The organism is Nocardia pseudobrasiliensis NBRC 108224 (assembly GCF_001613105.1).
Classification (GTDB): Bacteria; Actinomycetota; Actinomycetes; order Mycobacteriales; family Mycobacteriaceae; genus Nocardia; species Nocardia pseudobrasiliensis.
Map to the genome: position 1 here is coordinate 60233 of NZ_BDBS01000005.1, position 25285 is coordinate 85517.

A 25285-nucleotide genomic window follows, 5' to 3' on the forward strand; every position below is an offset into this window, starting at 1 on the left:
GATCGTCTCCTAATTGCCGGAAGTGGGCCGGGACCGTTCGTCGCCGGTGACGCCCGGCGGCGCGGTGGCGCCGTTGTCGGGAACCGCGGGCCGTGGGGCATTGGCCGCGCCGCGGATCTGCAGCGCCGGATCGGCGGTCACGCAGTAGTTGTAGAGTCGCACCCGGGTATCGGCCACGGCGTCGGTCGGTACCACGGGAATGGTCTGATAGTCGCAGGTCGGACGCGGCCAGATATCCACCATTGTGTGGTAGCTGCCGTCGTGGGCGGGTACGCCGAGGGCCTGAATGCCCTGGCGCAGTGCGGGAAACAGCGCCTCGATCGCGGGTTGGCGCAGCTTGGCGGCCTTGGTGACGGCCACGAAATTGGTGACCAGATCGGTGAGGGGGTCCTGATTCTGCGTCAGCACCGATCCGAGCGTCGCCAGCTGATCGGGCCCCTTGTCGAGCAGTGCGCGAATCTCGGCGTCGGCGGCACTGGCCTGTTGGAACAGCGCGCTGCCCCGTGCGGTCAGTGTGCTCAGATCGGGCTGGGCGTGCGCGGTGGTCCCGGCGATCACCTCGAGATTCTCGAGCAACTGCCGCGTCTGCGGCAGCAGATCGTTCAGACCCGCCATGGCCCGGCTGATCCCGGAGATCATGTCGCGCAACCGATCCGGTCCGCCCGCCAGCGCCCGATCGAGTTCGTCGATGATGACATTGAGCCGATCCGGATTCATCCCGCCGATCAGACCGCTCATATCGGTGAGTACATTCTGCACCGGTACGGGCACGCTGGTGCGGGCCCGCTCCACGATCGCGCCGTCGCCGAGATACGGCCCCGATTCGGCCTCGGGCCGAAAGTCCAGATACTGCTCCCCGGCCGCGGACAGCCGCCCGACGTGCACCGATCCACCGACGGGAATCCTTGCGCCGGAGTCGATTTCGGCCAACGCCTCGATTCCGTCACCGGCCACCCGGACATCGCTGACCCGCCCGACCCTGGTCCCACGGAAGGTGACGTCGTTCCCGGGCAGCAGTCCGCCGGAGGTCGGCAGTTCGACGGTGACGCGGAAGCTGCGCGCGAACGGATCGAAGCGCAACACCTCCCGGCCCAGATAGCCGCAGCCGATGATCAGCACGACCACCAGGCCCACATTCGCCAGGGCGATCCGATGCCGGACCACCCACTGCCACAGCGGAGGATTCATCGGGTACCGCCCTGTGGGGGACTGGTGACCCGCCCGAGCACCTTCTCGAGCACCTGGGCCAGACTTCCGGCGAAGGCGGGCACATCCCCGAGTTCGGGTGGTCTGCTGCCGTGCGGATCGGTCAGCGCCCCGACGCTCAGATACGACACCGTCGCCGCGATCGCCAGGGTCGGGCCGCGCAGGCTGGCCATCAGGCCGGGATACAGCCGATGCAGTTGATCCAGCGCCTGGGTGAGATTGTCACCCATGTCGGTGAATCCGCCCATGAGCTTCTGAATGCTGTCGAACAGGCTCAGGAACCGCGGCCCACTGGTATCGGTGAAATCGCCGAGCGCGGACATGGTCGTGGACACCTTGGTGGTGAGATCGACGATGCGCTGATTGTTCTCGCTGAGCAGAGCGAGCAACTGCGGGAAGGTGTCGGCGGCCGCGCCGAGTTCCGTTCTGCGCCGGGCCAATTCGCCGGAGAGCGAATCGAGTCCCTGAAGGGTCGCGTCGATATCGCCGGTGCGCTGGTTCAATGCAGTGATGACATCGGTCATCTCGGTGATCAGATGCGTCAGCTCCGGGGTGTGCCCGACGAACATCGAATTCAACTCGGTACTGATCTTGGCGGCCTGATTGATACCGCCGCCGTTGATCAGCAGCGAGATCGACATCATCAACTGTTCCACCGATGCCGCGGTGCCGGTGTGATCGGTATCGATGACATCGCCGTCGCGCAGGGCTGGACCCGACTCTCGCGCCGACGGCAGCGTGATGGCGACGAACATATCACCCAGCGGCGTGGCCTGACGCAGTTCCGCGGTGGCGCCGCCCGGCAGCGAAATATCCTGCCGGATGGCCATTTCCACATCGGCGATGAAATTCGTGGTCGAGATCCGGGTGACCGCGCCGATATCGGTGCCGCCGATGCGCACATGCGCGTGATCGGGCAGATTGAGCGCATCGCGGAACGCGGCGTGCACGGTGTAACCGGGCCCGCCGATTCCCGGTTTGGGCATCGGCAGATTCTGCACGGTGACCCCGCAGCCGCAGGCTCCGGCGAGGGCCGCGGTCGTGACGATGGCGGCGATGAGGCGGGAAGGATTCGTCATCGCTGCCCCGTGATTCCGAGAAGTGCGGCGGTGAGCCCGAAATCGGGCCCGAAATCGGCGATCTTGCCGGTCCGGCACCCGTCCAGGCGCATCGCGATCCGCTCGCAGAACAGCGAGAGCGCCTCGCCGTCCAGCGCCGATTTGTCCAGCAGTCCGTGTAGTCGCAGCGCCTGATGTTCGGTGCTGGTGGCATTGGCCAGATTCTCGAACAGCAGCGGTCCCACATCGACGATCTCGGTCAGATTGCGGGCGTTGGCGCGCATCTGCGCGGTGATCGCGACGAAACGGCGCAGCGCCCCGGCCAATTGGTCGCGATTCTCGCCGACCACCGAGGCGGTATTGGTGACGAACGCGTCGAGCTGGGCGAGGACCGCCTGCAGGCCGGGCGCTTGTCGACCCATCAGATCCATCAATTCGGTCAGCCGCCCGCTGAAATCACGAACCGTCTGATCGTTCTGCGCGATCACCTGGGTGATCTCGTTGAGTTTCACGATGGTGTTGGAGATCTGGTCCTTGTTCGCGAGCGTGGTCCGGAAGGCCGCCGACAGCGAATCCAGTGTCGCGCGCAGTTTGTCGCCATTGCCGTCGAGCAGCGGGAACAGCACCCGGCTGGCCATCGGCCCGGTCCGATTATCCCCGGCCAGGCTCGCGCCGAGCTGATCGAAGGTCTGCAGAATGCGGTCCAGCTCCACCGGAACCCTGGTGCGCGGCAATGGAATATGCGCGCCGTCGGCGAGAGTCGGACCGGATCCGGAATAGGCGGGGGCCAGTTCGATATGCCGATTGGTGATCAGCTGCGGATTCACCAGCGCCGCCATGGCATCGGCGGGAATCCGCACATCGCGTGCGAGGGTCATGGTGACCTGGACGTAGCTGCCCTTGGCCTCGATCGAATCCACCGTGCCCACCGGCACACCGAGCACATCCACCTCGTTGCCCGCGTAGAGCCCGGCCACATTCTCGAAATCGGCGCTGATGTGCAGCCGATCGCCCAGATACCGATCCGGCAGCGAGCTCATACTGCCGGGGACCAGCGCGCAACCGGAGCCCATACCGGCGACCAGGCACATCATCAGCAGCCGCACGATTCTCGTTCTCATCGGCACCCCTGTACGGCCTGTGCGAAACACAGCCAGTTGTCCGGGAATATCCACGGCGCGTACACCTCGCCGTAGGGCCCGTTGCCGAGCACATTGTCGAATTGGCGCAGAGCCACCGGCATGATCTCGTAGAGCCGGTCCAGATTCTCCTTGTTCTTCTCCAGCCCCTCCGACATCGTGTTGAGATCACGAATGGTCGGACCGAGCTGATCGCTGTTGTCCAAACCCATGTCCCGCAGCAGTTTCGACAGCGAGGCGACATTGTCCAGCAGCTGTTTCAGCGATTGCTGCCGCTGCTGGACGGCCGCGCCGATGGCCTCGCCGCGGGTCAGGAGCAGCAGCACGCTGTTGCGATTGTCGGAGACCAGTTGGGATACCTGATCGAGGTTCTTCAGCAGCGAATCCACCTCGTCGCGACGGTCGTCGATGACCTTGGCCAGCGCCCCGATGCTGTCGAGGGCCTGCACCGCCAGCTGCGGGGAATCGCCCAGCTGCCGGTTCAGGGTGTCCAGTGCGGTGCGCAGCCGCTGCGGGTCGATGCGTTCGATCCGCTCGAAGGAGGATTTGTACTGCGGATCCTGGATCACCTTGCCCAGGTTGTAGGGAACCGTGGTGTGGTCGAGGCGAATCCGATTGTCGGGCAGGCCCTTTCCATTACCAGGTGTCAGATCGATGTGCAGGCGGCCGAGGATGGTCTCCATCTTCACCGCCGCCCGCGCGTCCGGACCCAACCGCAGATCGCGGCGGACCGACAGATCGACGATCACCTTGTCGCCGTCGAGCCGGACCGCGCGTACCGCGCCGACCTCGATGCCGGAGACATCGACCGTCGCACCCGCGCGCAGCCCGGCCGCCTGGGCGAATTCGGCGCGTACGATCTTGTCGCCCAGCCGGGCCTGGGTCAGCGCGCTGGATCCCGCGAGCAGAATCGCCACGGTCGCGGCGGCCGCGAGCCCCAGCCGCAACTGCCTGTTGCGCGGGAAGCCGAACCCTCTCATCGGCACACCTCCGAATGCGAATTTCCGCCGACCTGCGAGAACAGGCCGGGTGGCAGCAGAACACCCCACAGCGAGACGTCCAGGCCGCAGATGTAGGCGTTGCCGTACGCCCCGTAGCTGGAGAACTGCGCGACCCGGTTCAGCATGTCCGGCAGTTCGACCGCGGCCTTGTCCAGTGACGCCCCGTTGAGCAGCAGCAGTGCGATACCCGTTGTCGCCTTGTTCTGCGCGGCCGCCATCCCGGGCTGTACCCGCGCGACCAGATCCACCAGCGAATCGGTCGCGGTGGCCACGTGATCCACCGAGGACTTCAGCGCCTCACCCTGGGAGTAGAGACCGTCCATGAGCGAACGGGCTTGGGTGATAAGGGTTTCCAGCTCGCCGCTGCGATGTGCGAGTCCGGCGATGACCGAGCTGAGATTGGTCACCACATCGCCGAGAATCTTGTCGCGCTCGCCGAAGGTGCTCGCCAGCTGCGCGGCCTGGGTGATCAGGGCGCTGAGCGACACCTGATTGCCCTGCAGCGCCTGGATCAGGGTCTCCGACAGTGAGTTCACCTGATCGGGTTGCAGCACGCCGAACAGCGGCTCGAAGCCGGACAGCAATGCGGAGACGTCGAAGGAGGGTTCGGTGCGTTCGATCGGTATGCGCGCGCCCGGTTCGAGGGGTGCGCCCGCGTCCGGCCCGGGCGTCAGTGCGATATAACGCTGGCCGATCAGATTCTGGTATCGGACAAGGGCCTTCGTCGTGGTGGTGGGATGCTGCGCGGCCTCGATGCGGAAATCGACCCGCGCCCGGTAGTCGGCCTCGAAGTCGATTCGATCGACTCGGCCGACGCGGACCCCGGCCATCCGGATGTCATCGCCGACCCGCAGCCCCAGCACATCGGAGAAGATCGCCGAATAGCTGTGCGTGGCACCGGAAACCGAGCGTTGTAGGGTGGACCAGATGGTGTAGGTCAGCACGATCGCGATCACGGCGAAGGCGCTGAAGCCGACCAGTGCTCGACCGGATTTCATTGTCCCGCAGCCCCTTCGGTGACGGTGAGATGGCCACCGGCCAGTACGGGGCCGAGCAGCAGGAGTTGTGCCGTATTCGGATGCCCGCCGACGATCGCCGCCACCGCGTCGGGGCCGCGTAGTGCGGCCGGGTGCACGGCCGCGGGGGCGGTGAGACCCGGGATCAGCGGTGCGCCGGGAACTCCGGCGAGCGGCGGCTGGGCGGGTCCGGCGGCGTTCCCCGGGCCTGTACCGGGTGTGACCGCGGCGGGCGGAAAGCCGGGGATGCCCATCGGCAGCGGACCGAACGGAGGCAGCCCGGGAATGGCCCCCGGGATCGGGCCGGGCGCGGGTATCACCGGTCGCGGCCCCGCGGCATCGAGCCAACCGGGCAGCAGCTGCGGTGGATACTGCTGCGGCGGAGCCGAATTCGGAACGCTCACCCCGCCGCAGCGTGGACCGTACAGCTCGCCGTAATGCGGGCAGTCCTTCGCCGTGTACTGCTGGAACGGAGTGAACGAGACATCCATCGTCCATACCATCTGCCGCTTGGGCCCCCAGCGAAACGTGGTGTTCAGCCGCTGCAGCGCGGTATTGAGATTCGCGGCGGTGAAGGGGAGGGCGTCGGGATCGCGCGCCAGCCCGCCGAACAGGTCGTCCAGCCCGGATACCAGATATTTCCCGGCATCGGGATTGCGGGCGAACAGCGTGTTCACCGAATCCACCGCGCCGGAGGCATTGCCCAGCAGCGCGATCAGATTCGCGCGCCGGTCGGCCAGGGTGCGGGCGGTGGTCACCGAATCCGACAGCACCCCGACCAGATCCGGCGCCGAGACGCTCAACGCCGTGGCCGCGCGCCCCAGATCTCCGAGCAGATCGCCGATCCGGGGAATCTGGTGCACCTGGGTGAGCCAGTTGTCCAACCGCTGCACCGTGGAACCCGGTGCCCGCGCGGAACCGTCGAGGGCCTCCGACAGCGTGGCCAGCACCCGGCCCAGCTTCTCCGGCGCAATCGTGGTCAGCACCGTGCGCAGGACGTTCAAGGTGGTCTGCAACTGGATGGTGGCCGCGCCGGTGTCCTCCGGAATGTTCGCTCCCGCAGTCAACTTCGCGGTCGTCGCGCCATTGTCCACCAATTCGATCGCGGTGACGCCGAAGATATTGTTCGGTATGACCCGCGCGGTCACATTCGCCGGAATCGTCGACGCCACAGCGGGTTTCAACGCCAGATCCACCCGCTGGCGCGCCCCCTTGGCCACCACCTCGACCGAATCGACGGTACCGATCACCATGCCGCGGAACTTCACATCGGCATGGGCGGGCAACCCGTCCCCGGTACTGGTCAGCAGGGCCGTCGCGGTGACCCGGTCGGTGAAATGGCCGGTGTAGCGCAGCATGAGCAGATACAGCGCCGCGGCGATCACGAGGATCATCGTCAGACCGGAGACGGTGAGCCGCAGGGCCGAGGGCCCGCGTCCGCTGGGATCGAGGAGCACGGCCGCACCTACCCGGAGATTCGGAAGCCGGGGTCGATACCCCAGATCGCCAGGGTCAGAAACAGATTCGCGAAGACCATCACGACGATCACCATCTTGATCGCCCGCCCGGCCGCGACCCCGACGCCCTCGGGGCCGCCGGTGGCGACGAAGCCGTGATAGCACTGGATGAAGGTGGCCAGCAGGGTGAAGACCACGACCTTCAGCAGTGAACAGAACACGTCGCTGCCGATGAGGAACTGGAAGAAGTAGTGGTCGTAGGTGCCCGCGGTGGCGCCGCCGAGGAACAGCACGGTCAGCTTGGTCGCCAGGTACGCCGCGGCCAGACCGACGGTGTAGAGCGGGACGATGGTCACCGTGGCCGCGATCATGCGGGTGCTCACCAGATACGGAAGCGGCCGGATCGCAATGGATTCCAGCGCGTCGATCTCCTCGGAGATACGCATGGATCCCAGCTGCGCGGTGAACCGGCAACCGGATTGGATGGCGAAGGCGAGCGTGGCCAGGATCGGGGCCAGCTCGCGGGTGGTGGCGAAGCCGGAGATCGCGCCGGTGAGCGGGCTCATGGTGAGCAGATTCAGCGCGGTGAACGACTCCATTCCGACGATGATTCCGCCGAAGGCGCACAGGATGAACACCACGCCGACCGTCCCGCCGCCCACGATCAGTGAGCCGTTGCCCCAGCCGACATCGGCGGTCAGGCGGGCCACCTCGCGCCGATAGTGCCTCAGCGCGAACGGAATCGCCGCCAGCGCCTGGACGAAGGTCAGCGCCTGATGGCCCAGCCGCTGATTGGCGTGCACCGGCGTCAGCGCGGCGGCCCCGACCGCGCGCAGCGGCCGCACGGCCGGTGGGATATAGGAACTGGCCATCTCAGACCACCTTCGTGGGGAACAGTGTGTTGTACAGCTGGGTGAGAATGATGTTGGTGGCGAACAACATCAGCGCCGAGCTGACCACCGCGGAGTTCACCGCATTGGCCACCCCGCCCGGCCCGCCGCGGGCGTGCAGACCGATATCGCAGGCGATGATCGCGGTCAGCACACCGAAGATCGCGGCCTTGGCCAGCGCGACGATCAGATCGTTCGCCACCGCGAACGAGGCGAACGAGCCGATGAACGAGCCCGGCGTGCCCGACTGGGCATAGACGTTGAACAGATACGCCGTGGCGAAGCCGACGAAGACGATGAAGCCGCACAGCAGCATGCTCACCAGCACGGCCGCGGCCAGCCGCGGCGCGACCAGCCGTCGCACCGGATTCACGCCCATCACCATCATGGCGTCGATCTCCTCGCGAATCGTGCGCGAGCCGAGATCGGCGCAGATGGCCGAGCCGACCGCCCCCGCGATCATGAGCGCCGACACCAGCGGCGCGCCCTGGCGAATGATGCCCAGCCCCGCGACCGCGCCGATGAACGTCGTCGCGCCGACCTGATCGACCAGCGCACCGACCTGGATGGACACCACGACCGCGATCGGGATGGCCACGAATACCGTCGGCGCGGCGGAGACATTGGCCATGAACGCGCACTGCCGGATGAACTCCTGGAACGGGAACCGCCGCTGCGCCACCGCGAGGAACAACTGAACGAAGGCCTCGCGGCCCAGCCCCACCTGGCGGCCGAGCGTCTCGAGCGACCGCTGGGGGTGGCGACGCCACAACCCCGTCGCCGTGGCGGCGATCCAGCGCAGCTCGGAATCTTCGGGAAGGGTGGAAGTCACCGAAAATCAACCCCTTTCAGGCCGCGAGCCGGTGGTCCAGCAGCACCAGCGCGAATCCGACGGCGACCGCGCCGGCTGCGGCCACGCTCGACACCGCCAGCCACAGCCCGGCGCGCAGGACGGGATTGACGCGCATCCGCCCGCCGAGGATTTTGACCACGATCACGATCAGGTCGATGAGCCACACCAGCGCCATCACGTCATGCACACATTCGAGAAGGTGAGTACCGGCCAGCACACGATCGAGCCCAGGAACGAGATCACCACGTCCGGGCCGTGCAGCTGCTTCAGGTGCGAGGTGTGGGTGAGGGTCCACACCAACCCGACGAGGCCGTAGGGGATGGCGAGAATGACCAGCGTCCCGAGGAATTCCGAGACCTTCATCTCGTAGGCGAGCAATCGGTCCAGCCGCTTGAGCATGCCGCGTATGTTATGCACGATTCTCCGGATGATTGGGCGTTTTCAGAGAAGTCAGGACGTATCTTCACGCGAATGAAGTTATGGCTTATTCTCTACGCAATGACCATCGACCTGACCCGCATCGCGATTCCGGCGGTGCATCGCACGGGGACCAAGCGCCCGCCGCGGCTGCGGGACGCCCTGGACTTCTGGATGTTCGCGGGATCCGCGGCCAATGTGGCTATGCAGATGTGCCGTCCCGGGGTCGGGCACGGCGTCGCCGACAGCAAGGTCGAATCGGGTGCGCTCATGGTGCACCCCTGGAAGCGACTCCGCACCACGGCGTCGTACCTGGCCGTGGCGATTCTCGGCAGCGAGGCGGAGAAGCGGGCGTTCCGCGAGGCCGTGGATGTGGCGCATCGCCGGGTCCGCTCCGATCCAGGCGCGGCCGTGAAGTACAACGCCTTCGACCGCGATCTGCAACTGTGGGTGGCGGCGTGCCTGTATGTCGGCTTCGAGGACGCCTACCAACTACTGCACGGCAAGCTGAATCCCGAACAGGCCGAAGCCTTTTACGCGACCTCGGCGACATTGGGCACCACCCTGCAGGTCCCGTTGTCGATGTGGCCCGCGACGCGGACCGAATTCGACGTGTACTGGAACGACGCTGCCGGGCTCGCGATCGTCGACGACCGGATCCGCGGCTATCTCGACGATCTGCTGCATCTGCGGATGATCGCGTGGCCGCTGCGCCTGATCTTCGGTGGGCTGCTGCGGTTTCTGACCGCGGGCTTCCTCGCGCCGCATTTCCGCGAACAGCTGCGCGTCGAATGGACGGCCGCCGATCAGCGCCGCTTCGAGCATCTGTTCCTGTTCGTGGGCTTCGTCAATCGGTTCATTCCGCGGTTCCTGCGTTTCGCCGGAACATATTCCATGATGGGCGACGTCCGGCGGCGGCTGCGCCGGCAGCGCCCGCTGATCTGAACGCCTCCGATATCGAAATTGCATCGGTTCGTACGGATGTACTGGTTCGGCCGGTTGTGCGCCCCGTAGGCTCCGCAGGATCCCGCACCTCATCCGAACGGAGCCGCCATGCGCACGGTGGACCTGGAACGCACCATCCAGGCGCCCATCACCGACGTATTCGATTGGCTGACCGATGCCACGAACTATCAACGGACACCGCTGATTCGGCGGGTCACCCTGGTGCGCCCGGGCGATGTCTCCGAGCACGGGACCGGAGCCGTCCGACTACTCGTGACGCCGTTGATGCGCCTCACCGAGGAGATCGTGGAATACGATCCGCCGCGGCTGATGCGCTACAAGATCCTGCGTTCGGTGCCGCCGCTGCGCTCGCAGGACGGCTTCCTGGCCTTCGCCACCGAGGGCGGGGCCACCCGCGTGCACTGGCACACCCAATTCGAGGTCGCCGCACCGCTTTTGAGCCCGATGTGGACACTGGTGCTGATGCCGTGGGTTTCGGTGGGCATCCGCTCGGTGCTCGCGCGCGCCGATCACGAACTGAGGCGCTGACTACCGCAGCTGTCGCATGAAGTAGGTGTAGCGCAGCGCGGTGGTGACGGCCGAGTCATCGATGTTCGCGCCCGCGCCGTGCCCGCCCGCCGAACCCTCGTAGTACAGATACGGGTCGCCGAAGGAATTCAGCCGCGCGGCGAACTTGCGGGCCTGCTGCGGGCCGACCCGATCGTCCTTGGCGGTGGTCCAGATGAACGGTTCCGGGTAGCGCACACCGGATTTCAGCTGTGCGTAGGGCGAGATCTTCGCCAGGAACGCGCGCTGGGCCGGGTTGTCGACGCTGCCGTATTCGCCGACCCAGGACGCCCCGGCGGCGAGCCGCTCGTAGCGCAGCATATCCAGCAGCGGCACCCCGATGTCCACGGCGTTCCACAGCTCCGGATGCTGGGTGAGTTCGACGCCCATGAGCAGTCCGCCGTTGGAGGCGCCGGTAATGCCCAGATGCCGGGCCGAAGTGATCCTGCGATCGATGAGATCGCGTCCCACCGCGGCGAAATCGTCGAAGGCGCGCTGGCGGTTGGTGGTCAGCGCCGCCTCGTGCCAGGCCGGTCCGAATTCACCGCCGCCGCGAATATTGGCCAGTGCGAAGGCGCCACCGCGCGCCAGCCACAATCGGCCGAGCACCCCGGAGTAGCTCGGGGTCGAACTCACCCCGAAACCGCCGTAGGCGTTGAGGATCGTGGGTGTGCTGCCGTCGAGCGGCATATCCGCGCGGTGCACGACGAAGTAGGGAACCTGGGTGCCGTCGGTGGAGGTGGCCTTCCACTGGTCGACGGTCAGTCCGGCCGAATCGAACTGCGGCGGAACCCTTTTCACCTCCGCGAGCGCCCCCGTGACGGTGTCGAGACGCCACAGCGTCGGCGGTTCCAGGAACGAGGTGACGGTCAGATAGGACAGGCCGCTGTGATCGTCCGCGGCGGTCGCGGTGATGGCGGCATTGTCGGGCAGGGCCACCGGGGCCGCCGTCCACGCGCCGCTCGAGCCCGGTCGGTAGATCGTGGCCCGCCCGCGCACATCGTGCAGTGACGACACCACCACCTGATCGCGGGTGGTCAACACCTGTTCCAGGGCATCGGCCGGGCCCGGGGCGTAGACCACCGTGGGTCGAAGTCGGCCGGGGTCGCGGGCGAGTTCGTCGGCGTCGAGAGCGATCAGCGTTCCGGCGGGGTGATTCGCGCCGTCGACCGACCAATCCTGTTGCAGGGAAACCAGAACGCGATTGGCGACCATGCCCTGCAGTTCGGATTTGGGTGGCAGGGCGACCGGTTGGGAGCCGTTCACGAGCAGGCGGTATTCGTGGTCGAAGAACGAGGGGTTGCGGTCCAGCAGCGCCAGCCGGTGGTTCTCGCCGTCGGTCAGCACGATCGGCCGGGTGCTGACATCGGTGCGTTCACCGCGGCCGACCTCGACGGCGGCGTCGAGTGGACGGCCGCGATCCCACTGCTTGATCACGTAGGGGTAGCTGGAGGTGGTCAGCTCGCCGGGCGTCCACTCCCGGCCGACCAGCAGCGTATTGTCGTCGACCCAGGCGACGTCCTGCTTACCGCGCGGCAGTACGAATCCGTCGGCCACGAATTGATCTGTGTTCAAGTCGAATTCGCGAACGGTGACGGCGTCCTCGCCGCCCTCCGACAGCTCGACGAGGCAGCGCGTCTGGCTCACGGGCGCGCAGTCGACGCCCTTCCATACCCAGTTCTTGCCCTCGGTGTGGGCCAGTGCGTCCACGTCGAGCACGGTCGTCCAATGCGGTTGCGGCGATTCGTAATCCGCGACCGATGTCTTACGCCAAATGCCCTGTTCGTGATCGGGATCCTGCCAGAAGTTGTAGATCTCGCCGTGGATGATGTCCGGTTCGGCCAGCCGATCCGGGGAATTGCCGATCTCCCTGGTCTGCGCCAGATTGTCGGCGTATCGCGAATCCTTTTGCAGCACACCGAGGGTTTTGGCGTTCTCCGCCGCCACCCACTGGTGCACCCGGGGGCTGTCGTTGTCCTCCAGCCAGCGGAATTCGTCGTCCGACGACGAGGTTTGTCCGCACGCCGCCCCGGCCGCGGCCACCAGCACCGCCATGACCGCCGTCAATCCGCCCGCAGCACGTCCCACAACGCCTCCCCAAGATCGTCCGGAGCGACCAAGCCTAGAACACCCGAAGCGGCGCGCCGGGACGCTCGAGCCGATCGGCGCGCCCGCCTCGCGACCGAAACGAGCCCGCGTACCAGGGTTACGCGGGCTCGTCGTTGTCGGAATCGGGCCGGGGTCACGGCCCGACGGTGATCGGCTGGGACGGGTTGGTGGTATTGGTCAATGCGAAGGTGGCCGTTTGGTTTCCGCTGGTGACATTGGTCGGGCAGAGGAAGCCGCCGGTAACCTTGACCGGTAGCGGGGCGTTGGCTGCCGAAACCGTGGCCGGGTTGCCATTGGTGAACGTGCCCGCCAGGGAGGCGGGTCCGTTCGGAGCGACCACCGCGGTGCAGGAGGCCAGTCCGGTGCTCTTGATGGTCACCCCGGCTTTGGGAATCGTGATGCTGCCCGTGATCGGCGAGCCGTTCTGCACCGTGACGGTCCAGGCGCCGGTCGTGGAGGCCGTGGCGTTGAGGCCGGGGATATTGCTCGAGCAGCCGCTGATGGTCGGCGCCGAGATCGTCACCGAGACCGGGCCGCTCGCGTTGTGATTGGCCGGAGCCGCGGGCACCGATCCGGTCGCGACGGCCGAGGTGCAGGTGAAGGTCACCGAACCGGCCGTGAAGACGAGCGAGCCCTGATTGGTGGCCTTGACCGCGGCTCCGGCGGGCCCGACCGTGGTCGAACCGGCGGGGGTGGCCTGCGCCGGACCGCCGACCGCGATCACGGCCGCCGCACAGCTCACGGCGGCCAGCGCGATACGCGCGTAGAAGAGTTTGCTGAGCATTATCGCTCCTCGAGAAAAAACAAAAGATGGATCGAAATAGCAAGCCGACAGCTAAATGAACTGGACTGTCGATATAAATGTTGGATCCATCGACCCGCCGCCAGCAAGGGTTCGGGCCCTGAGCTTTTCGTAGAATTTCACCGAATCGATTCGGGGCGTTCGCATCTCGTTCGGCGACTAGAATTATTGATCGAATGACAAAGCGGGGCAATCGGTTTCCGTGCTCACTCGGCCGGATCCGACACCGGTCGGCGGCCGACGCGCCTATCGCGCAACGAAACTCGCGTGCCTACCCCGATTGCCCAGCCGTTCCCGAGCCCGGCGGCCCGGCCACATAGTCAACGAAAAGGTTGATACCGCAGGCGCGCTCGCCTCAGCCGAGGGCCGTCAACGCCATCGCCCGCAGAATCGGCCGCGCGCGTGTGGCCAGAGCCGCCGAGGCGCTGTGCGGTGTGGAGTTGAGTAGCCCGAACACCGCGTGCGCCTGCACCCGGGCCGACGCCTCGGCCAGATCGGGATGCAGTTCGCGCAGGACGCCCACCCAGATTTCGACGTACTGCCGCTGCGTGCGGCGGACCTGCCGCCGCGCGGTCTCGGGCAGATTCTCCAGATCGCGGTCCTGGACGCGAATCAGTTCGGGCTCGCCCAGAGCGAAGTCGAGATGGAAATCGACCAGCGCCGACAGTGCCTGTTCGGGCGTATCCGAGCGATCCACGCAGCCGCGCCCGCCCTCGAGCAGGCGCTGACTGATCCCCACCAGCAACTCGACCAGCAGCGCCTCCTTGTTGGGGAAGTGCCGGTACACCGCCGGTCCGCTGATACCCGCCGCCGCGCCCAGATCCTCGAGGCGCACGCCCGGGAATCCGCGATCGGCGATCAGCCGCGCGCCCGCCTCCAACAGCTGCTGTCGTCGCTGCGCCTTGAGCTGCTCGCGTCGGGTGGGCGCAACGGAATCGCTCGTGGTCATCGCGCCTGCTCTCTGCTCGCCTGGACAACTCGGTTAATGCAGATTATCTTAAACTTCAGTTATTGGCGATTAACCGATCGGGCAGGATGGCGTGATGACGGTTACGCAGGACACGGGCGTGGACAATCGCTCGGCACATCTGGCGCTTGTGGACGAGCTGCGATCCAGACTCGCCGCGACGGCGCTGGGCGGGTCCGAGCGGGCCCGCGAACGCCACCTCGCGCGCGGCAAACTGCTGCCGCGCGATCGCGTGGACCGGTTGCTCGATCCCGGTAGCCCGTTCCTCGAGCTCGCGCCGCTGGCGGCCACCGGCATGTACGGCGACGAATGTCCGGGCGCGGGCGTGATCGGCGGTATCGGACGGGTCTCGGGCCGCGAATGCGTGATCGTGGCCAATGACGCCACGGTCAAGGGCGGCACCTACTATCCGATGACGGTCAAGAAGCATCTGCGCGCGCAGGAGATCGCGCTGCAGAACCGGCTGCCCTGCATCTATCTGGTCGATTCCGGCGGTGCGCATCTGCCCTCGCAGGACGAGGTATTCCCCGACCGCGAGCATTTCGGCCGCATCTTCTACAACCAGGCGACCATGAGCGCCCAGGGGATTCCGCAGATCGCGGCCGTACTCGGCTCGTGCACCGCGGGCGGCGCGTACGTCCCGGCGATGAGCGACGAGGCGGTGATCGTGCGCAATCAGGGCACGATCTTCCTGGGCGGTCCGCCGCTGGTGAAGGCCGCGACCGGCGAGGTGGTGACCGCCGAGGAGCTCGGCGGCGGCGAATTGCATTCGCGCACATCGGGAGTCACCGATCATCTGGCCGAGGACGATGAGGACGCGCTGCGCATCGTACGTCGCATCGTGGCCACGCTCGGCCCGAAGTCCCCGAGTCCGTGGGACATTCTGCCCACGGTGGATCCCATCGCGCCGCAGGATCAGCTCTACGACGTCGTCCCGGTGGATCTGCGCACGCCCTACGATGTGCGCGAGGTGATCACCCGCGTCGTCGACGGCGGTGAATTCGACGAGTTCAAATCCGAATACGGCCGCACGCTGGTCACGGGCTTCGCCCGCATCCACGGCCATCCGGTCGGCATCGTCGCCAACAACGGCGTGCTGTTCGCCGAATCCGCCCTCAAGGGAGCGCATTTCATCGAGCTGTGCGATAAACGCTCGGTGCCGCTGGTGTTCCTGCAGAACATCACCGGCTTCATGGTCGGCCGCGACTACGAGGCGGGCGGTATCGCCAAGCACGGCGCGAAGATGGTCACCGCGGTGGCGTGTGCGCGGGTGCCGAAGCTGACGGTGGTGATCGGCGGCTCCTACGGCGCGGGCAACTACTCCATGTGCGGGCGCGCGTATTCGCCGCGCTTCCTGTGGATGTGGCCCAATGCGCGGATCTCGGTGATGGGCGGTGAACAGGCGGCCTCGGTGCTGGCGACCGTGCGCGGCGATCAGCTCGGCGACTCCTGGGACGCGCGGGAGCAGGAGGCGTTCAAGGCTCCCATTCGGGAACAATATGAGCGCCAAGGCAATCCGTACTATTCGACCGCGCGGCTGTGGGACGACGGTGTCATAGACCCCGCCGACACCCGCACGGTCCTGGGACTGGCGCTGTCGGTATGCGCGCAGGCCCCGCTCGCCCCGGTTTCCTACGGCGTCTTCCGGATGTGATCGAGATGATGCACAAATCCCACCCCGTCCCCTTCGACACCGTTCTGGTCGCGAACCGCGGTGAGATCGCGGTGCGCGTCATTCGGACGTTGCGCACCATGGGAATTCGCTCGGTCGCGGTGTACAGCGACGCCGACGCGGACGCCCGCCACGTGCACGAGGCCGATATCGCGGTGCGGCTTGGCCCCGCGCCCGCGCGGCAGAGTTATCTCGACATCGCCCGCGTGGTCGACGCCGCGGTGCGTACCCGCGCGCAGGCCGTCCACCCGGGATACGGCTTCCTGTCGGAGAATTCGGCCTTCGCGGCCGCGCTCGCCGAGGCGGGCATCGTATTCCTGGGCCCGCCTGCCCGGGCCATCGAGATCATGGGTGACAAGATCGCCGCGAAGAATACGGTCTCTGCCTTCGGCGTCCCGGTGGTGCCCGGCATCGCCCGGCCCGGTCTTACCGACGCCGAATTGATCGACGCCGCAACCGATATCGGCTATCCGGTCCTGGTGAAGCCGTCCGCGGGTGGCGGCGGTAAGGGTATGCGGCTGGTGCACGAGCCGGAGAAGCTGCCCGACGCGCTGGTGAGCGCGCGGCGCGAGGCGGGCGCCTCCTTCGGCGACGACACCCTGTTCCTGGAGCGCTTCGTCACCCGGCCCCGCCATATCGAGGTCCAGATCCTCGCCGATCAGTACGGCCATGTACTGCATCTGGGCGAACGCGAGTGCAGCCTGCAGCGGCGGCATCAGAAGGTGATCGAGGAGGCGCCCTCCCCGTTGCTGGACGCCGAGACCCGGGCGCGGATCGGCGCGGCGGCCTGCAATACCGCGCGCAGCGTCGAATACGTGGGCGCGGGCACGGTCGAATTCATCGTCTCCGCCGATCGCCCGGACGAGTTCTTCTTCATGGAGATGAATACCCGACTACAGGTGGAACATCCGGTGACCGAACTGATCACCGGCGTCGATCTGGTCGAATGCCAGGTCCGGGTGGCCGCGGGCCAGAAGCTGGCCGCGAGCCAGGACGATATCCAGCTGACCGGACACGCCGTCGAGGCCCGCGTCTACGCGGAGGATCCCGGCCGCGACTTCCTGCCCACCGGCGGCACGGTGCTGGCGCTTTCGGAGCCGGAAGGCCAAGGGGTGCGGGTGGATTCGAGCCTGCGCGCGGGAACGGTGGTCGGCAGCGACTACGACCCCATGCTGTCCAAGGTGATCGCCTACGGCCCCGATCGCGCCGCGGCCATCGCGAAACTGGATCAGGCGCTGGCCGATACGGTCGTGCTCGGTGTGCGGACCAATACCGACTTCCTGCGCTTCCTGCTGGCCGATCCGGAGGTGATCGCCGGACGGCTGGATACCGGACTGCTGGACCGGCGGGCCGTCGACTTCCGGGCCGCCGCGGTCACCGACGAACAGTTCATCGCCGCCGCGGTCGCCCGCTGGCTGCCCGCCTGGTCCGCCCGGCCCACGAGTCCCTGGGAGATTCCCGACGGCTGGCGACTGGGTACCCCCGCGCCGACCACCATCCGGCTCGTCGGCGGCGATCGCACGGTGCACGTCTCGATCTGCGGCCGTCCGGATGCCGCGCTGGTCTGGGTGGACGATGGCGAAAAGCATTCGCTGACAGCCGATATCGACTCCGATCGGGTCGTCGTCGCGCTCGACGGCATTCGTTGCTCGTTCCGGGTGGCCGAACGTGACGGCCAGATCTGGCTCGCCGATTCCGTCGGCATCGCGATGGTCCGCGAGGTCGCCGAGGTCAGCGTGCGCGCCGCCGCCGAACATGTCGGCGACGCCGAAATCCGCAGTCCCATGCCGGGTGCGGTGATCGCCGTATCGGCCGCGGCGGGTTCGACCGTCGCGGCGGGCGCGCCGGTGATCGTCGTCGAGGCCATGAAGATGGAGCACACCCTCACCGCCCCGATCGCGGGAACCGTTGAGCTGCTGGTCGATTCGGGCGCGCAGGTGCAGGTCGACCAGGTGCTCGCCCGCATCGTTCCCGATACCGAAGCGAAGGAATCCTCCCGATGACCGATTTTTTGTCCACGGGCACGCTGCCCGACGACTACCGCGATCTAGCGCTCACCGTCCGGGACTTCGCGCAGAAGGTCGTCGCGCCGGTCTCCGCCAAACACGATGAGGACCACAGCTTCCCGTACCAGGTGGTGGCGGGGATGGCCGAGATGGGCCTGTTCGGCCTGCCGTTCCCCGAGGAGTACGGCGGCATGGGCGGGGACTACTTCGCGCTGTGCCTGGCCCTCGAGGAGCTGGGCAAGGTCGACCAGAGCGTCGCCATCACCCTGGAGGCCGGCGTCTCACTGGGCGCGATGCCGATCTTCCGCTTCGGCAACGACAAGCAGAAGCGGGAGTGGTTGCCGCAGTTGACCTCCGGTCGCGCCCTGGCCGGCTTCGGCCTCACCGAACCGGGTGCGGGCAGCGATGCGGGGGGCACCCGCACCACGGCCGTGCTCGATGGCGACGACTGGATCATCAACGGCAACAAGCAGTTCATCACCAACTCCGGCACCGATATCACCCGCCTGGTGACGGTGACCGCGGTGACGGGGCAGTCCGGCGGCAAGAAGGAGATCTCCACGATCCTGGTGCCCACCGATACACCGGGCTTCACCGCCGAACCCGCCTACAACAAGGTCGGTTGGAACGCCTCGGACACCCATCCCCTCACCTTCGTCGATGTCCGTGTGCCGCAGGAGAATCTGCTCGGCGAGCGCGGGCGCGGCTACGCCAACTTCCTGCGCATCCTCGACGAGGGTCGCATCGCCATCGCGGCGCTCGCGGTCGGCGCGGCCCAGGGCTGTGTGGACGAGAGCGTGCGCTACGCCAAGGAGCGCGAGGCCTTCGGCCAGCCGATCGCCCGCAACCAGGCCATCGCCTACAAGATCGCGCGAATGGAGGCGCGGGCGCACGCCGCCCGCACGGCCTACTACGACGCGGCCGCGCTGATGCTGTCCGGTAAGCCGTTCAAGAAGCAGGCCTCGATCGCCAAACTGGTCGGCAGCGAGGCGGCCATGGACAATGCCCGCGATGCCACCCAGATCTTCGGCGGGTACGGCTTCATGAACGAATATGCTGTGGCGCGGCACTATCGCGACAGCAAGATTCTGGAAGTCGGTGAGGGCACCACGGAGGTGCAGTTGATGCTGATCGGACGGGAGCTCGGGCTGTGACCGAACCCTTGCGGCGAGTGGTGCAGCGCGGACTGTGGTTCGAGGAATTCGAGGAGGGCGTGCTGTACGAACACCGGCCCGGGCGGACGATTACCGAGGCCGACAATGTGCTGTTCACGACGCTGACCATGAATACCCAGGCGTTGCACCTGGACGCGGCCTTCGCCGACGGGCTGCCGCCGTTCAATCAGCGGCTGGTCAATTCCATGTTCACGCTGTCCACGCTGGTCGGCCTGTCGGTGGCTCAGTTGACCCAGGGCACGATCGTGGCCAATCTCGGCTTCTCCGATATCGCTTTCCCCAAACCGCTGTTCCACGGCGACACCCTCTACGCCGAGACGCTGATCACCGAGAAGCGGGAATCCAAGAGTCGCCCCGGGGAGGGGATCGTGACCTTCGCCCACACCGGCCGCAATCAGCACGGTGACGTCGTGGCGATCGCCACCCGCAAGACGCTGGTGCGGTGCAGGCCCTCATGAGCTGGGAGATGCCCGGCCCGGCGTGGCTGTTCTGCCCCGCCGACCGCCCCGAGCGCTTCGAGAAGGCCGCGGCCGCGGCCGATGTGGTGATCCTGGATCTGGAAGACGGTGTGGCCCCCGCCGACAAGGCGGCCGCGCGGGAGGCGCTGATCGCCACCCGGCTCGATCCGCGCCGCACGATCGTGCGCGTGAACGCGGTCGGCGGCGAGGATCACGCGCTGGATCTCGGCGCGCTCGCCCGCACCGACTACGAACGCGTGATGCTTCCCAAATGTGAAAGCGTCGAACAGGTTTCGCTCCTGCCGTACCGGGCGATCGCCCTGATCGAATCGCCGCTGGGCGCGCTGGCGGTCGATGCGGTGATGCGGGCGGACAATGCGATCGGCGTCATGTGGGGCGCGGAGGATCTGGTCGCGGCCCTGGGCGGCAATTCCAGCAGGCACACCGACGGCGGTTATCGCGATATCGCCCGCCATGTGCGCTCCTCGGCCCTGTTGGCGGCCAAGGCCTATGGGAAGTTCGCCCTGGATTCGGTGTATCTCGACCTCGAGGATCTCGACGGCCTGCGCGCGGAGACCGAGGACGCGGTGGCGGTCGGATTCGATGCCAAGGTGGCCATCCACCCCGGCCAGATCCCGGTGATCCGCTCCGCCTACACCCCAACCGACGACGAATTATCCTGGGCGCGAAGGCTGCTCGACGAGGTTCCGCACAATCGCGGCGTATTCGCGTTCGAGGGCCGGATGGTCGACGGACCCGTCATTCGTCACGCGGAACGTATCGTACGGCGCGCGGGGTAGAAGGAGAGTGAGTGCGGTGCAACCACAGTGGGTGCCGAACGCGGAGGATGTGAAGCGGGCGCGGGTCACCGACTTCACCCGTTTCGTGACCGGCCGGACCGGTCGCGAATTTCCCGATTACCACTCGCTGTGGCAGTGGTCGGTCGACGACGTCGCCGGTTTCTGGGGTGCGGTGTGGGAGTACTTCGACCTCGGTCCGGTGCCCGAGCAGGTCTTGGCGCGATCGGAAATGCCGGGGGCGCAGTGGTTTCCGGGCGTGCGACTGAACTATGTCGACCTGATCGCGCGCCAGGCCCGCACGGATCGCCCGGCCATCGTGTATGCCAGCGAGGGCGGCGAACTCACCGAGATCTCCTGGGGGGAGCTGCTCGGCCGCGTGGCGGCGTTCGCGGCTCTGCTGCGCGCGCAGGGCGTGCAGCCCGGCGACCGGGTCGTCGGCTATCTGCCGAATGTCCCCGAGGCCGTGATCGCCCTGCTCGGCACGGCCGCCATCGGGGCCGTCTGGAGTGCCTGCGGGCAGGACTATTCCGCCAAGGCCGCACTGGACAGGCTCGGACAGCTCGAGCCGGTCGTGCTGGTGACCACCGACGGCTACCGCTACGGCAACAAGACCCACGACAAATCCGGCGAGATCGCCGAATTGCGCGCCGGACTGCCGACGCTGCGCGAGACCGTGGTGGTCTCGCGGATCGGCGCTCAGGTGCCCAATGCCCTGGACTGGGCGAAGGCCACCGCACCGACCGGCGCCGAAATAGATACGGGGCAGGTCGATTTCGATCACCCGCTGTGGATTCTGTACTCCTCGGGTACCACCGGGCTGCCCAAGGGCATCGTGCACGGCCACGGCGGCGTGCTGTTGGAACATCTGAAGGCCGTCGCGCTGCAAACCGATATCGGCCGCGACGACGTGTTCTTCTGGTACACCAGCCCGAGCTGGATGATGTGGAACTTCCTGGTTTCGGGACTGCTGGTCGGCGCGACGGTCGTCTGCTACGACGGCAGCCCGTCCGCGCCCGCGCCGGATGCGCTGTGGGAGTTGGCCGCCCGCACCCGGACCACGGTGCTCGGTACGAGTCCGGGATATGTGCTGTCCTGCATCAAGGCGGGGGTGCGACCCCGCGACGACCACGATCTGTCCGCCCTGCGCGCGGTCGGCGTCACCGGATCCTCGCTGCCGCCCTCGTCGTCGATCTGGTTGGGCGAGAACGCCGGTGAGCACATCCAGGTGAATTCGCTCAGCGGCGGCACCGATATGGTCACCGCCTTCGTGGGTGGCGTGCCGACGGTTCCGGTGTGGCCGGGCGAGCTGTCGGTCCCGTTCCTGGGCGCGGCCGTCGACTCCTGGGATCCGACCGGGCATCCCATCCGCGGTGAGGTAGGCGAGCTGGTCATCACCGAACCGATGCCGTCGATGCCGGTCAAGTTCTGGAACGATCCGGACGGATCACGGTATCGCGCAGCCTATTTCGAGCATTTCCCGGGTGTCTGGCGACACGGCGACTGGATCACGATCACCGATCACGACAGCATCGTCATGCACGGCCGCTCCGACTCCACCCTCAACCGCCACGGCATCCGCATGGGCTCCGCCGATATCTATCAGGCGGTCGAATCACTACCGGAGATCACCGAGGCCCTGATCATCGGAGCCGAACAACCCGACGGCGGCTACTGGATGCCACTGTTCGTAGTGCTGGCCCCGAACGTCGACCTGACCGACGAACTGAAGTCCCGCATCAACCAGGCCATCCGCACCGAGGTCTCCCCCCGCCACGTCCCCGACGTGATCATCGCGGCCCCCGGCGTCCCACACACCCGCACGGGCAAGAAACTCGAGGTCCCGATCAAACGGCTGTTCCAGGGGGCCGATCCGGCGAAGGTCGTCGAGCGCACCGCGCTCGACAACCCGGATCTGCTGGACTGGTACGCGGGGATAGAGATGCCGGAGCCCGGTCGGTAGGCACCTCTCACTCCTCGAAGACTTTGTCGATGCTCTCGGCGGTCGCGGCTCGCTCGATCCACAGCTTCAGCTGCTCGGTATCCGCGCATGCGGTGACCTGCGCGATGACCGCCTCGGACACCGTGAAACGCGCTCGCAGGAAGGTCAGTAGCGCCTCGACCTCGCCCTCGACTTCACCGGCAGCCTTGGCCTCGGCGAAGTATCGACGGACGAAATCGCTTTTGAAGGTGTACGTGCCGGACGTCATCTGGCCCTCCAGGAAGTGTCGGGCCACCTTTGTCAAAGCGGCCACTACCAGGTCAATGTACATTTCGTGCTGGGGAAGGTCGACTATGTGCTCTGCGAACGCGGTGAGGACCCGATCGCGGTCCGGCCCCCGCTGGTGCGCGATAACCGACAGGGCCGCCAGCTCCGGGTTGGCCATGAAGGTATCGCGATCGGTGATGACCGGTACGTTCGCCGGGCTCAGCACGATGGGCGTGAGGGTGCAGCCAGGGCCGATGACGATCGGAATCCGGCAATGTCCGGCGGTGCGGTTGTTGGCGCAGAGTACGAGAAGGACCGTCGGGCATCGGAGTCGGCCTCGTAGGGTGGTCACGTACACCGGCCAGCTCCAGGATTTGTCGCTGTCGGGCTGTAACTGAATCTCGACCACCACCGCGAGCGACGGATTGTTGTCCTTTGCCAGGACGATCACGGCGTCGGCGCGGTACTCGGTGGGGTTGATGTCCGGGAAATCACCCGATTCGGTTCTCGCCTGGTCGAATTCGGGTAGTGGGTCGGCCATCGTCGTGCGTAGCAAGTCCGCGACCAGCTCCGGGCGTTGCCGGAACAGGTCCACCAGGACTTCGTGCAGCATGGTGGGCATGCGGGCACGATAACCGCACCCACCAACAGGAAACTACCTGGTCAAGCGGCCAAATTGACCGACTCGTCGACGCTCAGCACGCCGTCGACCATGCGGTAGACCGCGTCCATTTGATGTAGGTGTGAGCGGTCGTGGGTGACCAACAGGGTGGCGGTGTCGTGGGTGTGGACGACATCGAGGACCAGGTCGATGATGGCCGCGCCGCGTTCCTGGTCGAGTGCGCTGGTGGGTTCGTCGATGACGAGTAGGGCCGGATCGTTCATCAGGGCGCGGGCGATGTTGACGCGTTGGCGTTGGCCGCCCGACAGCTGTGCGGGGCGTTTGTGTTCGTGTCCGGTCAGGCCAACCGAGGTGAGTAGATCCATTGCTCGGGCGTGGGTTTCGCGGCGGGTGCGCGGGGAGACGATCAGGTTCTGGCCCAGATGCGCCATCGCCTCGAGCTGTTCCACCGCGGTCAGGGCGGGGACGAGATTGGACTGCTGGAAGACGATGCCGATCTGCTCGCGGCGCAGCCGCGCGGCGTCGCCGCGGCTCAGGTCGGTCAGTTCGGCTGTGCCCGATCCGGTTTCCAGCCGGATGCTGCCCGAATCGGGTCGGATCAGGGTGGACACCACCGCCAGCAGGCTCGACTTACCCGAGCCCGAGGGTCCGGTGATGGCCGCGATCTCGCCGCCGCCCACCCACAGCTCCACCCTGTCCAGCGCCGTGATGCGGTCGGCGCCGTCCGGGTAGGTGAGGGTGACCTCGGATACGGTCAACGAGTGCATCTGAACTCCTGATATCTCAACGTGATTGGTTCAAGGCCGTGAGCGGGTCGGTGGTGGCTAGGAAGCGCAGCGCGAACGCGGCGCCGATCAAACCCAGGCCGATCAGCGCACCGGCCGGCACCAGAGTCGTTGCGGCGCTGAGCACGAACGGCACCGCGTCACCGATCAATGTGCCCGCCAGAGCAGTCAGGCAAACCCCGAGTCCCACCCCGGCCAGTAGCACGATCAGGGCCTGACCCAGCGCATCGCGTACCAGGGACCCGGTGGTGGCGCCCAATGCCTTCAGCGTCGCGACATCGGGGGTGCGCTGAATCGTCCACACCGTGAAGAAGGCCCCGATCACCAGTGCGGAGATCGCGAAAAGCATCACCGTCATGAGGGTCAGCGAGCCGTTCTCGGCCTGATAGGAGGCGATGGCCTGGTAGGAGCCCGACACACTGGTGGTTCGGGTGTGCGCGGCGCTGTTCACCGCGTCGAGATCGGAGACGTTCGAGACGATCAGCACGGTCGCCGCACCCCCGCGCGGCGTCGCCGACTGCCAGTCCGCCATGGTCATCCACACCACCGGCGTATGCGCGTACCAGTCGTCGCCTCCGACACCGGCCACGGTGAAGGTCGCCGAACCGATCGACAGCCGGTCACCGGCGGCCGCGGACAGCTTCTTCGCCGCGGGCTCGCTCAGCACCACCGTGCCCGGCTGGGTAGCCACATGATTGCCGAATGCGTTGCCGTCGACTCCGAACAGCGCGACCCGGGTCGGCGCCGAGCCGTCGCGGGTCGCCTGCCCGTGCGCGATCCCGACCGGATCCACCGCACCGCCGGACCGCTGCCAGGTCTGGATCTGCTCGGTGGTCAGCGCCGAGGAATCGAACGACGCCGACGAACCGCTGTCGGCGAACACCACCGCGTCGCCCTGTATCCGCTGCAGCGCCGAAATGTTCTGATGGGCCAGACCCGCGGTCAGTCCGCTCAGGAAGCTCACGAGCAGTGCCACCATGACCACCACCAGCGTGATGAGCAGGAATCGGCCGCGGGCGGCCCGCAGATCTCTGAGCGCTACGAACATGACTCCACCCTCGCCGCGATCGGCCCCCGGGCCATCGCGAGCCGGAACCATTCGCCGCCCAACCGGCGGTGGGTGTCCGATTCCTC

The 25285-nt window shown here is 66.8% G+C and carries 24 protein-coding genes; 8 read left to right on the forward strand and 16 right to left on the reverse strand.

What is annotated here, in order from left to right:
* Positions 1-9: 9 nt before the first annotated feature.
* Genes NP4_RS07310 through NP4_RS07355 form a run of 10 tightly spaced genes read right to left on the reverse strand, consistent with a single transcriptional unit; the run spans position 10 to position 9019 of the window.
* Positions 10-1188 (reverse strand): MCE family protein, encoded by a 1179-nt coding sequence (locus NP4_RS07310; protein WP_067993952.1) that lies wholly within the window; start codon positions 1186-1188, stop codon positions 10-12.
* Positions 1185-2285 carry an MCE family protein gene (locus NP4_RS07315; RefSeq protein WP_067993954.1) on the reverse strand — a complete coding sequence of 367 codons (1101 nt, stop codon included), beginning with the start codon at positions 2283-2285 and terminating at the stop codon, positions 1185-1187. The genes NP4_RS07310 and NP4_RS07315 overlap by 4 nt, the downstream gene beginning before the upstream one ends.
* Complete coding sequence (locus NP4_RS07320) at positions 2282-3385, reverse strand: MCE family protein (protein WP_067993958.1); 1104 nt, start codon at positions 3383-3385, stop codon at positions 2282-2284. Before NP4_RS07320 ends, NP4_RS07315 begins: the two co-directional genes overlap by 4 nt.
* Complete coding sequence (locus NP4_RS07325) at positions 3382-4383, reverse strand: MCE family protein (RefSeq protein WP_067994789.1); 1002 nt, start codon at positions 4381-4383, stop codon at positions 3382-3384. Before NP4_RS07325 ends, NP4_RS07320 begins: the two co-directional genes overlap by 4 nt.
* Positions 4380-5402 (reverse strand): MlaD family protein, encoded by a 1023-nt coding sequence (locus NP4_RS07330; protein WP_067993963.1) that lies wholly within the window; start codon positions 5400-5402, stop codon positions 4380-4382. Before NP4_RS07330 ends, NP4_RS07325 begins: the two co-directional genes overlap by 4 nt.
* The gene (locus NP4_RS07335) at positions 5399-6877 is read right to left on the reverse strand and encodes an MCE family protein (RefSeq protein WP_067993967.1); all 1479 of its coding nucleotides are present in this window, start codon (positions 6875-6877) and stop codon (positions 5399-5401) included. Before NP4_RS07335 ends, NP4_RS07330 begins: the two co-directional genes overlap by 4 nt.
* A gap of 8 nt (positions 6878-6885) precedes the next feature.
* Complete coding sequence (locus NP4_RS07340) at positions 6886-7749, reverse strand: ABC transporter permease (protein ID WP_067993970.1); 864 nt, start codon at positions 7747-7749, stop codon at positions 6886-6888.
* A gap of 1 nt (position 7750) precedes the next feature.
* Positions 7751-8569, reverse strand: coding sequence for an MlaE family ABC transporter permease (locus NP4_RS07345; protein ID WP_067994790.1), 819 nt, complete (start codon positions 8567-8569; stop codon positions 7751-7753).
* A gap of 46 nt (positions 8570-8615) precedes the next feature.
* Positions 8616-8807, reverse strand: a complete 192-nt coding sequence (locus NP4_RS07350; RefSeq protein ID WP_067993973.1) for a hypothetical protein — start codon at positions 8805-8807, stop codon at positions 8616-8618.
* Positions 8795-9019 (reverse strand): hypothetical protein, encoded by a 225-nt coding sequence (locus NP4_RS07355; RefSeq protein WP_067993975.1) that lies wholly within the window; start codon positions 9017-9019, stop codon positions 8795-8797. Before NP4_RS07355 ends, NP4_RS07350 begins: the two co-directional genes overlap by 13 nt.
* A 99-nt stretch (positions 9020-9118) precedes the next feature.
* Here NP4_RS07355 and NP4_RS07360 point away from each other — a divergent pair, with 99 nt between their 5' ends.
* Both NP4_RS07360 and NP4_RS07365 read left to right on the forward strand, forming a co-directional pair.
* Positions 9119-9982, forward strand: coding sequence for an oxygenase MpaB family protein (locus NP4_RS07360; protein ID WP_245997738.1), 864 nt, complete (start codon positions 9119-9121; stop codon positions 9980-9982).
* Between the two features lie 108 nt (positions 9983-10090).
* Positions 10091-10531 carry an SRPBCC family protein gene (locus NP4_RS07365; protein WP_067993981.1) on the forward strand — a complete coding sequence of 147 codons (441 nt, stop codon included), beginning with the start codon at positions 10091-10093 and terminating at the stop codon, positions 10529-10531.
* On the opposite strand, the gene NP4_RS07370 is transcribed toward NP4_RS07365, so the two are convergent.
* The 3 genes from NP4_RS07370 to NP4_RS07380 form a co-directional block, all read right to left on the reverse strand.
* On the reverse strand, positions 10532-12637 hold the full coding sequence (locus NP4_RS07370; RefSeq protein WP_245997746.1) for a prolyl oligopeptidase family serine peptidase: 2106 nt from the start codon (positions 12635-12637) through the stop codon (positions 10532-10534).
* Between the two features lie 154 nt (positions 12638-12791).
* Complete coding sequence (locus tag NP4_RS07375) at positions 12792-13442, reverse strand: hypothetical protein (RefSeq protein ID WP_067993988.1); 651 nt, start codon at positions 13440-13442, stop codon at positions 12792-12794.
* 373 nt (positions 13443-13815) lie between these two features.
* Complete coding sequence (locus NP4_RS07380) at positions 13816-14409, reverse strand: SACE_7040 family transcriptional regulator (protein ID WP_067993991.1); 594 nt, start codon at positions 14407-14409, stop codon at positions 13816-13818.
* Between the two features lie 94 nt (positions 14410-14503).
* Between NP4_RS07380 and NP4_RS07385 the strand changes: the two genes are divergently transcribed.
* Genes NP4_RS07385 through NP4_RS07410 form a run of 6 tightly spaced genes read left to right on the forward strand, consistent with a single transcriptional unit; the run spans position 14504 to position 22498 of the window.
* On the forward strand, positions 14504-16081 hold the full coding sequence (locus NP4_RS07385) for a carboxyl transferase domain-containing protein (RefSeq protein ID WP_067993994.1): 1578 nt from the start codon (positions 14504-14506) through the stop codon (positions 16079-16081).
* A gap of 5 nt (positions 16082-16086) precedes the next feature.
* Positions 16087-18102, forward strand: coding sequence for an acetyl/propionyl/methylcrotonyl-CoA carboxylase subunit alpha (locus NP4_RS07390; RefSeq protein ID WP_067994793.1), 2016 nt, complete (start codon positions 16087-16089; stop codon positions 18100-18102).
* Positions 18099-19259, forward strand: a complete 1161-nt coding sequence (locus NP4_RS07395) for an acyl-CoA dehydrogenase family protein (RefSeq protein ID WP_067993998.1) — start codon at positions 18099-18101, stop codon at positions 19257-19259. Before NP4_RS07390 ends, NP4_RS07395 begins: the two co-directional genes overlap by 4 nt.
* On the forward strand, positions 19256-19738 hold the full coding sequence (locus tag NP4_RS07400; protein ID WP_067994002.1) for a MaoC family dehydratase: 483 nt from the start codon (positions 19256-19258) through the stop codon (positions 19736-19738). Before NP4_RS07395 ends, NP4_RS07400 begins: the two co-directional genes overlap by 4 nt.
* Complete coding sequence (locus tag NP4_RS07405; protein ID WP_067994005.1) at positions 19735-20538, forward strand: HpcH/HpaI aldolase/citrate lyase family protein; 804 nt, start codon at positions 19735-19737, stop codon at positions 20536-20538. The genes NP4_RS07400 and NP4_RS07405 overlap by 4 nt, the downstream gene beginning before the upstream one ends.
* A gap of 16 nt (positions 20539-20554) precedes the next feature.
* Positions 20555-22498 carry an acetoacetate--CoA ligase gene (locus NP4_RS07410; RefSeq protein WP_067994008.1) on the forward strand — a complete coding sequence of 648 codons (1944 nt, stop codon included), beginning with the start codon at positions 20555-20557 and terminating at the stop codon, positions 22496-22498.
* 7 nt (positions 22499-22505) lie between these two features.
* Here NP4_RS07410 and NP4_RS07415 read toward each other — a convergent pair whose 3' ends face one another.
* The 3 genes from NP4_RS07415 to NP4_RS07425 form a co-directional block, all read right to left on the reverse strand.
* On the reverse strand, positions 22506-23339 hold the full coding sequence (locus NP4_RS07415) for a hypothetical protein (protein ID WP_147287927.1): 834 nt from the start codon (positions 23337-23339) through the stop codon (positions 22506-22508).
* 68 nt (positions 23340-23407) lie between these two features.
* Positions 23408-24133: an ABC transporter ATP-binding protein gene (locus tag NP4_RS07420; RefSeq protein ID WP_067994013.1), complete on the reverse strand. Its 726-nt coding sequence runs from the start codon at positions 24131-24133 to the stop codon at positions 23408-23410.
* A 16-nt stretch (positions 24134-24149) separates the two neighbouring features.
* Positions 24150-25199 (reverse strand): ABC transporter permease, encoded by a 1050-nt coding sequence (locus tag NP4_RS07425; RefSeq protein ID WP_067994795.1) that lies wholly within the window; start codon positions 25197-25199, stop codon positions 24150-24152.
* Between the last annotated feature and the right edge of the window lie 86 nt (positions 25200-25285).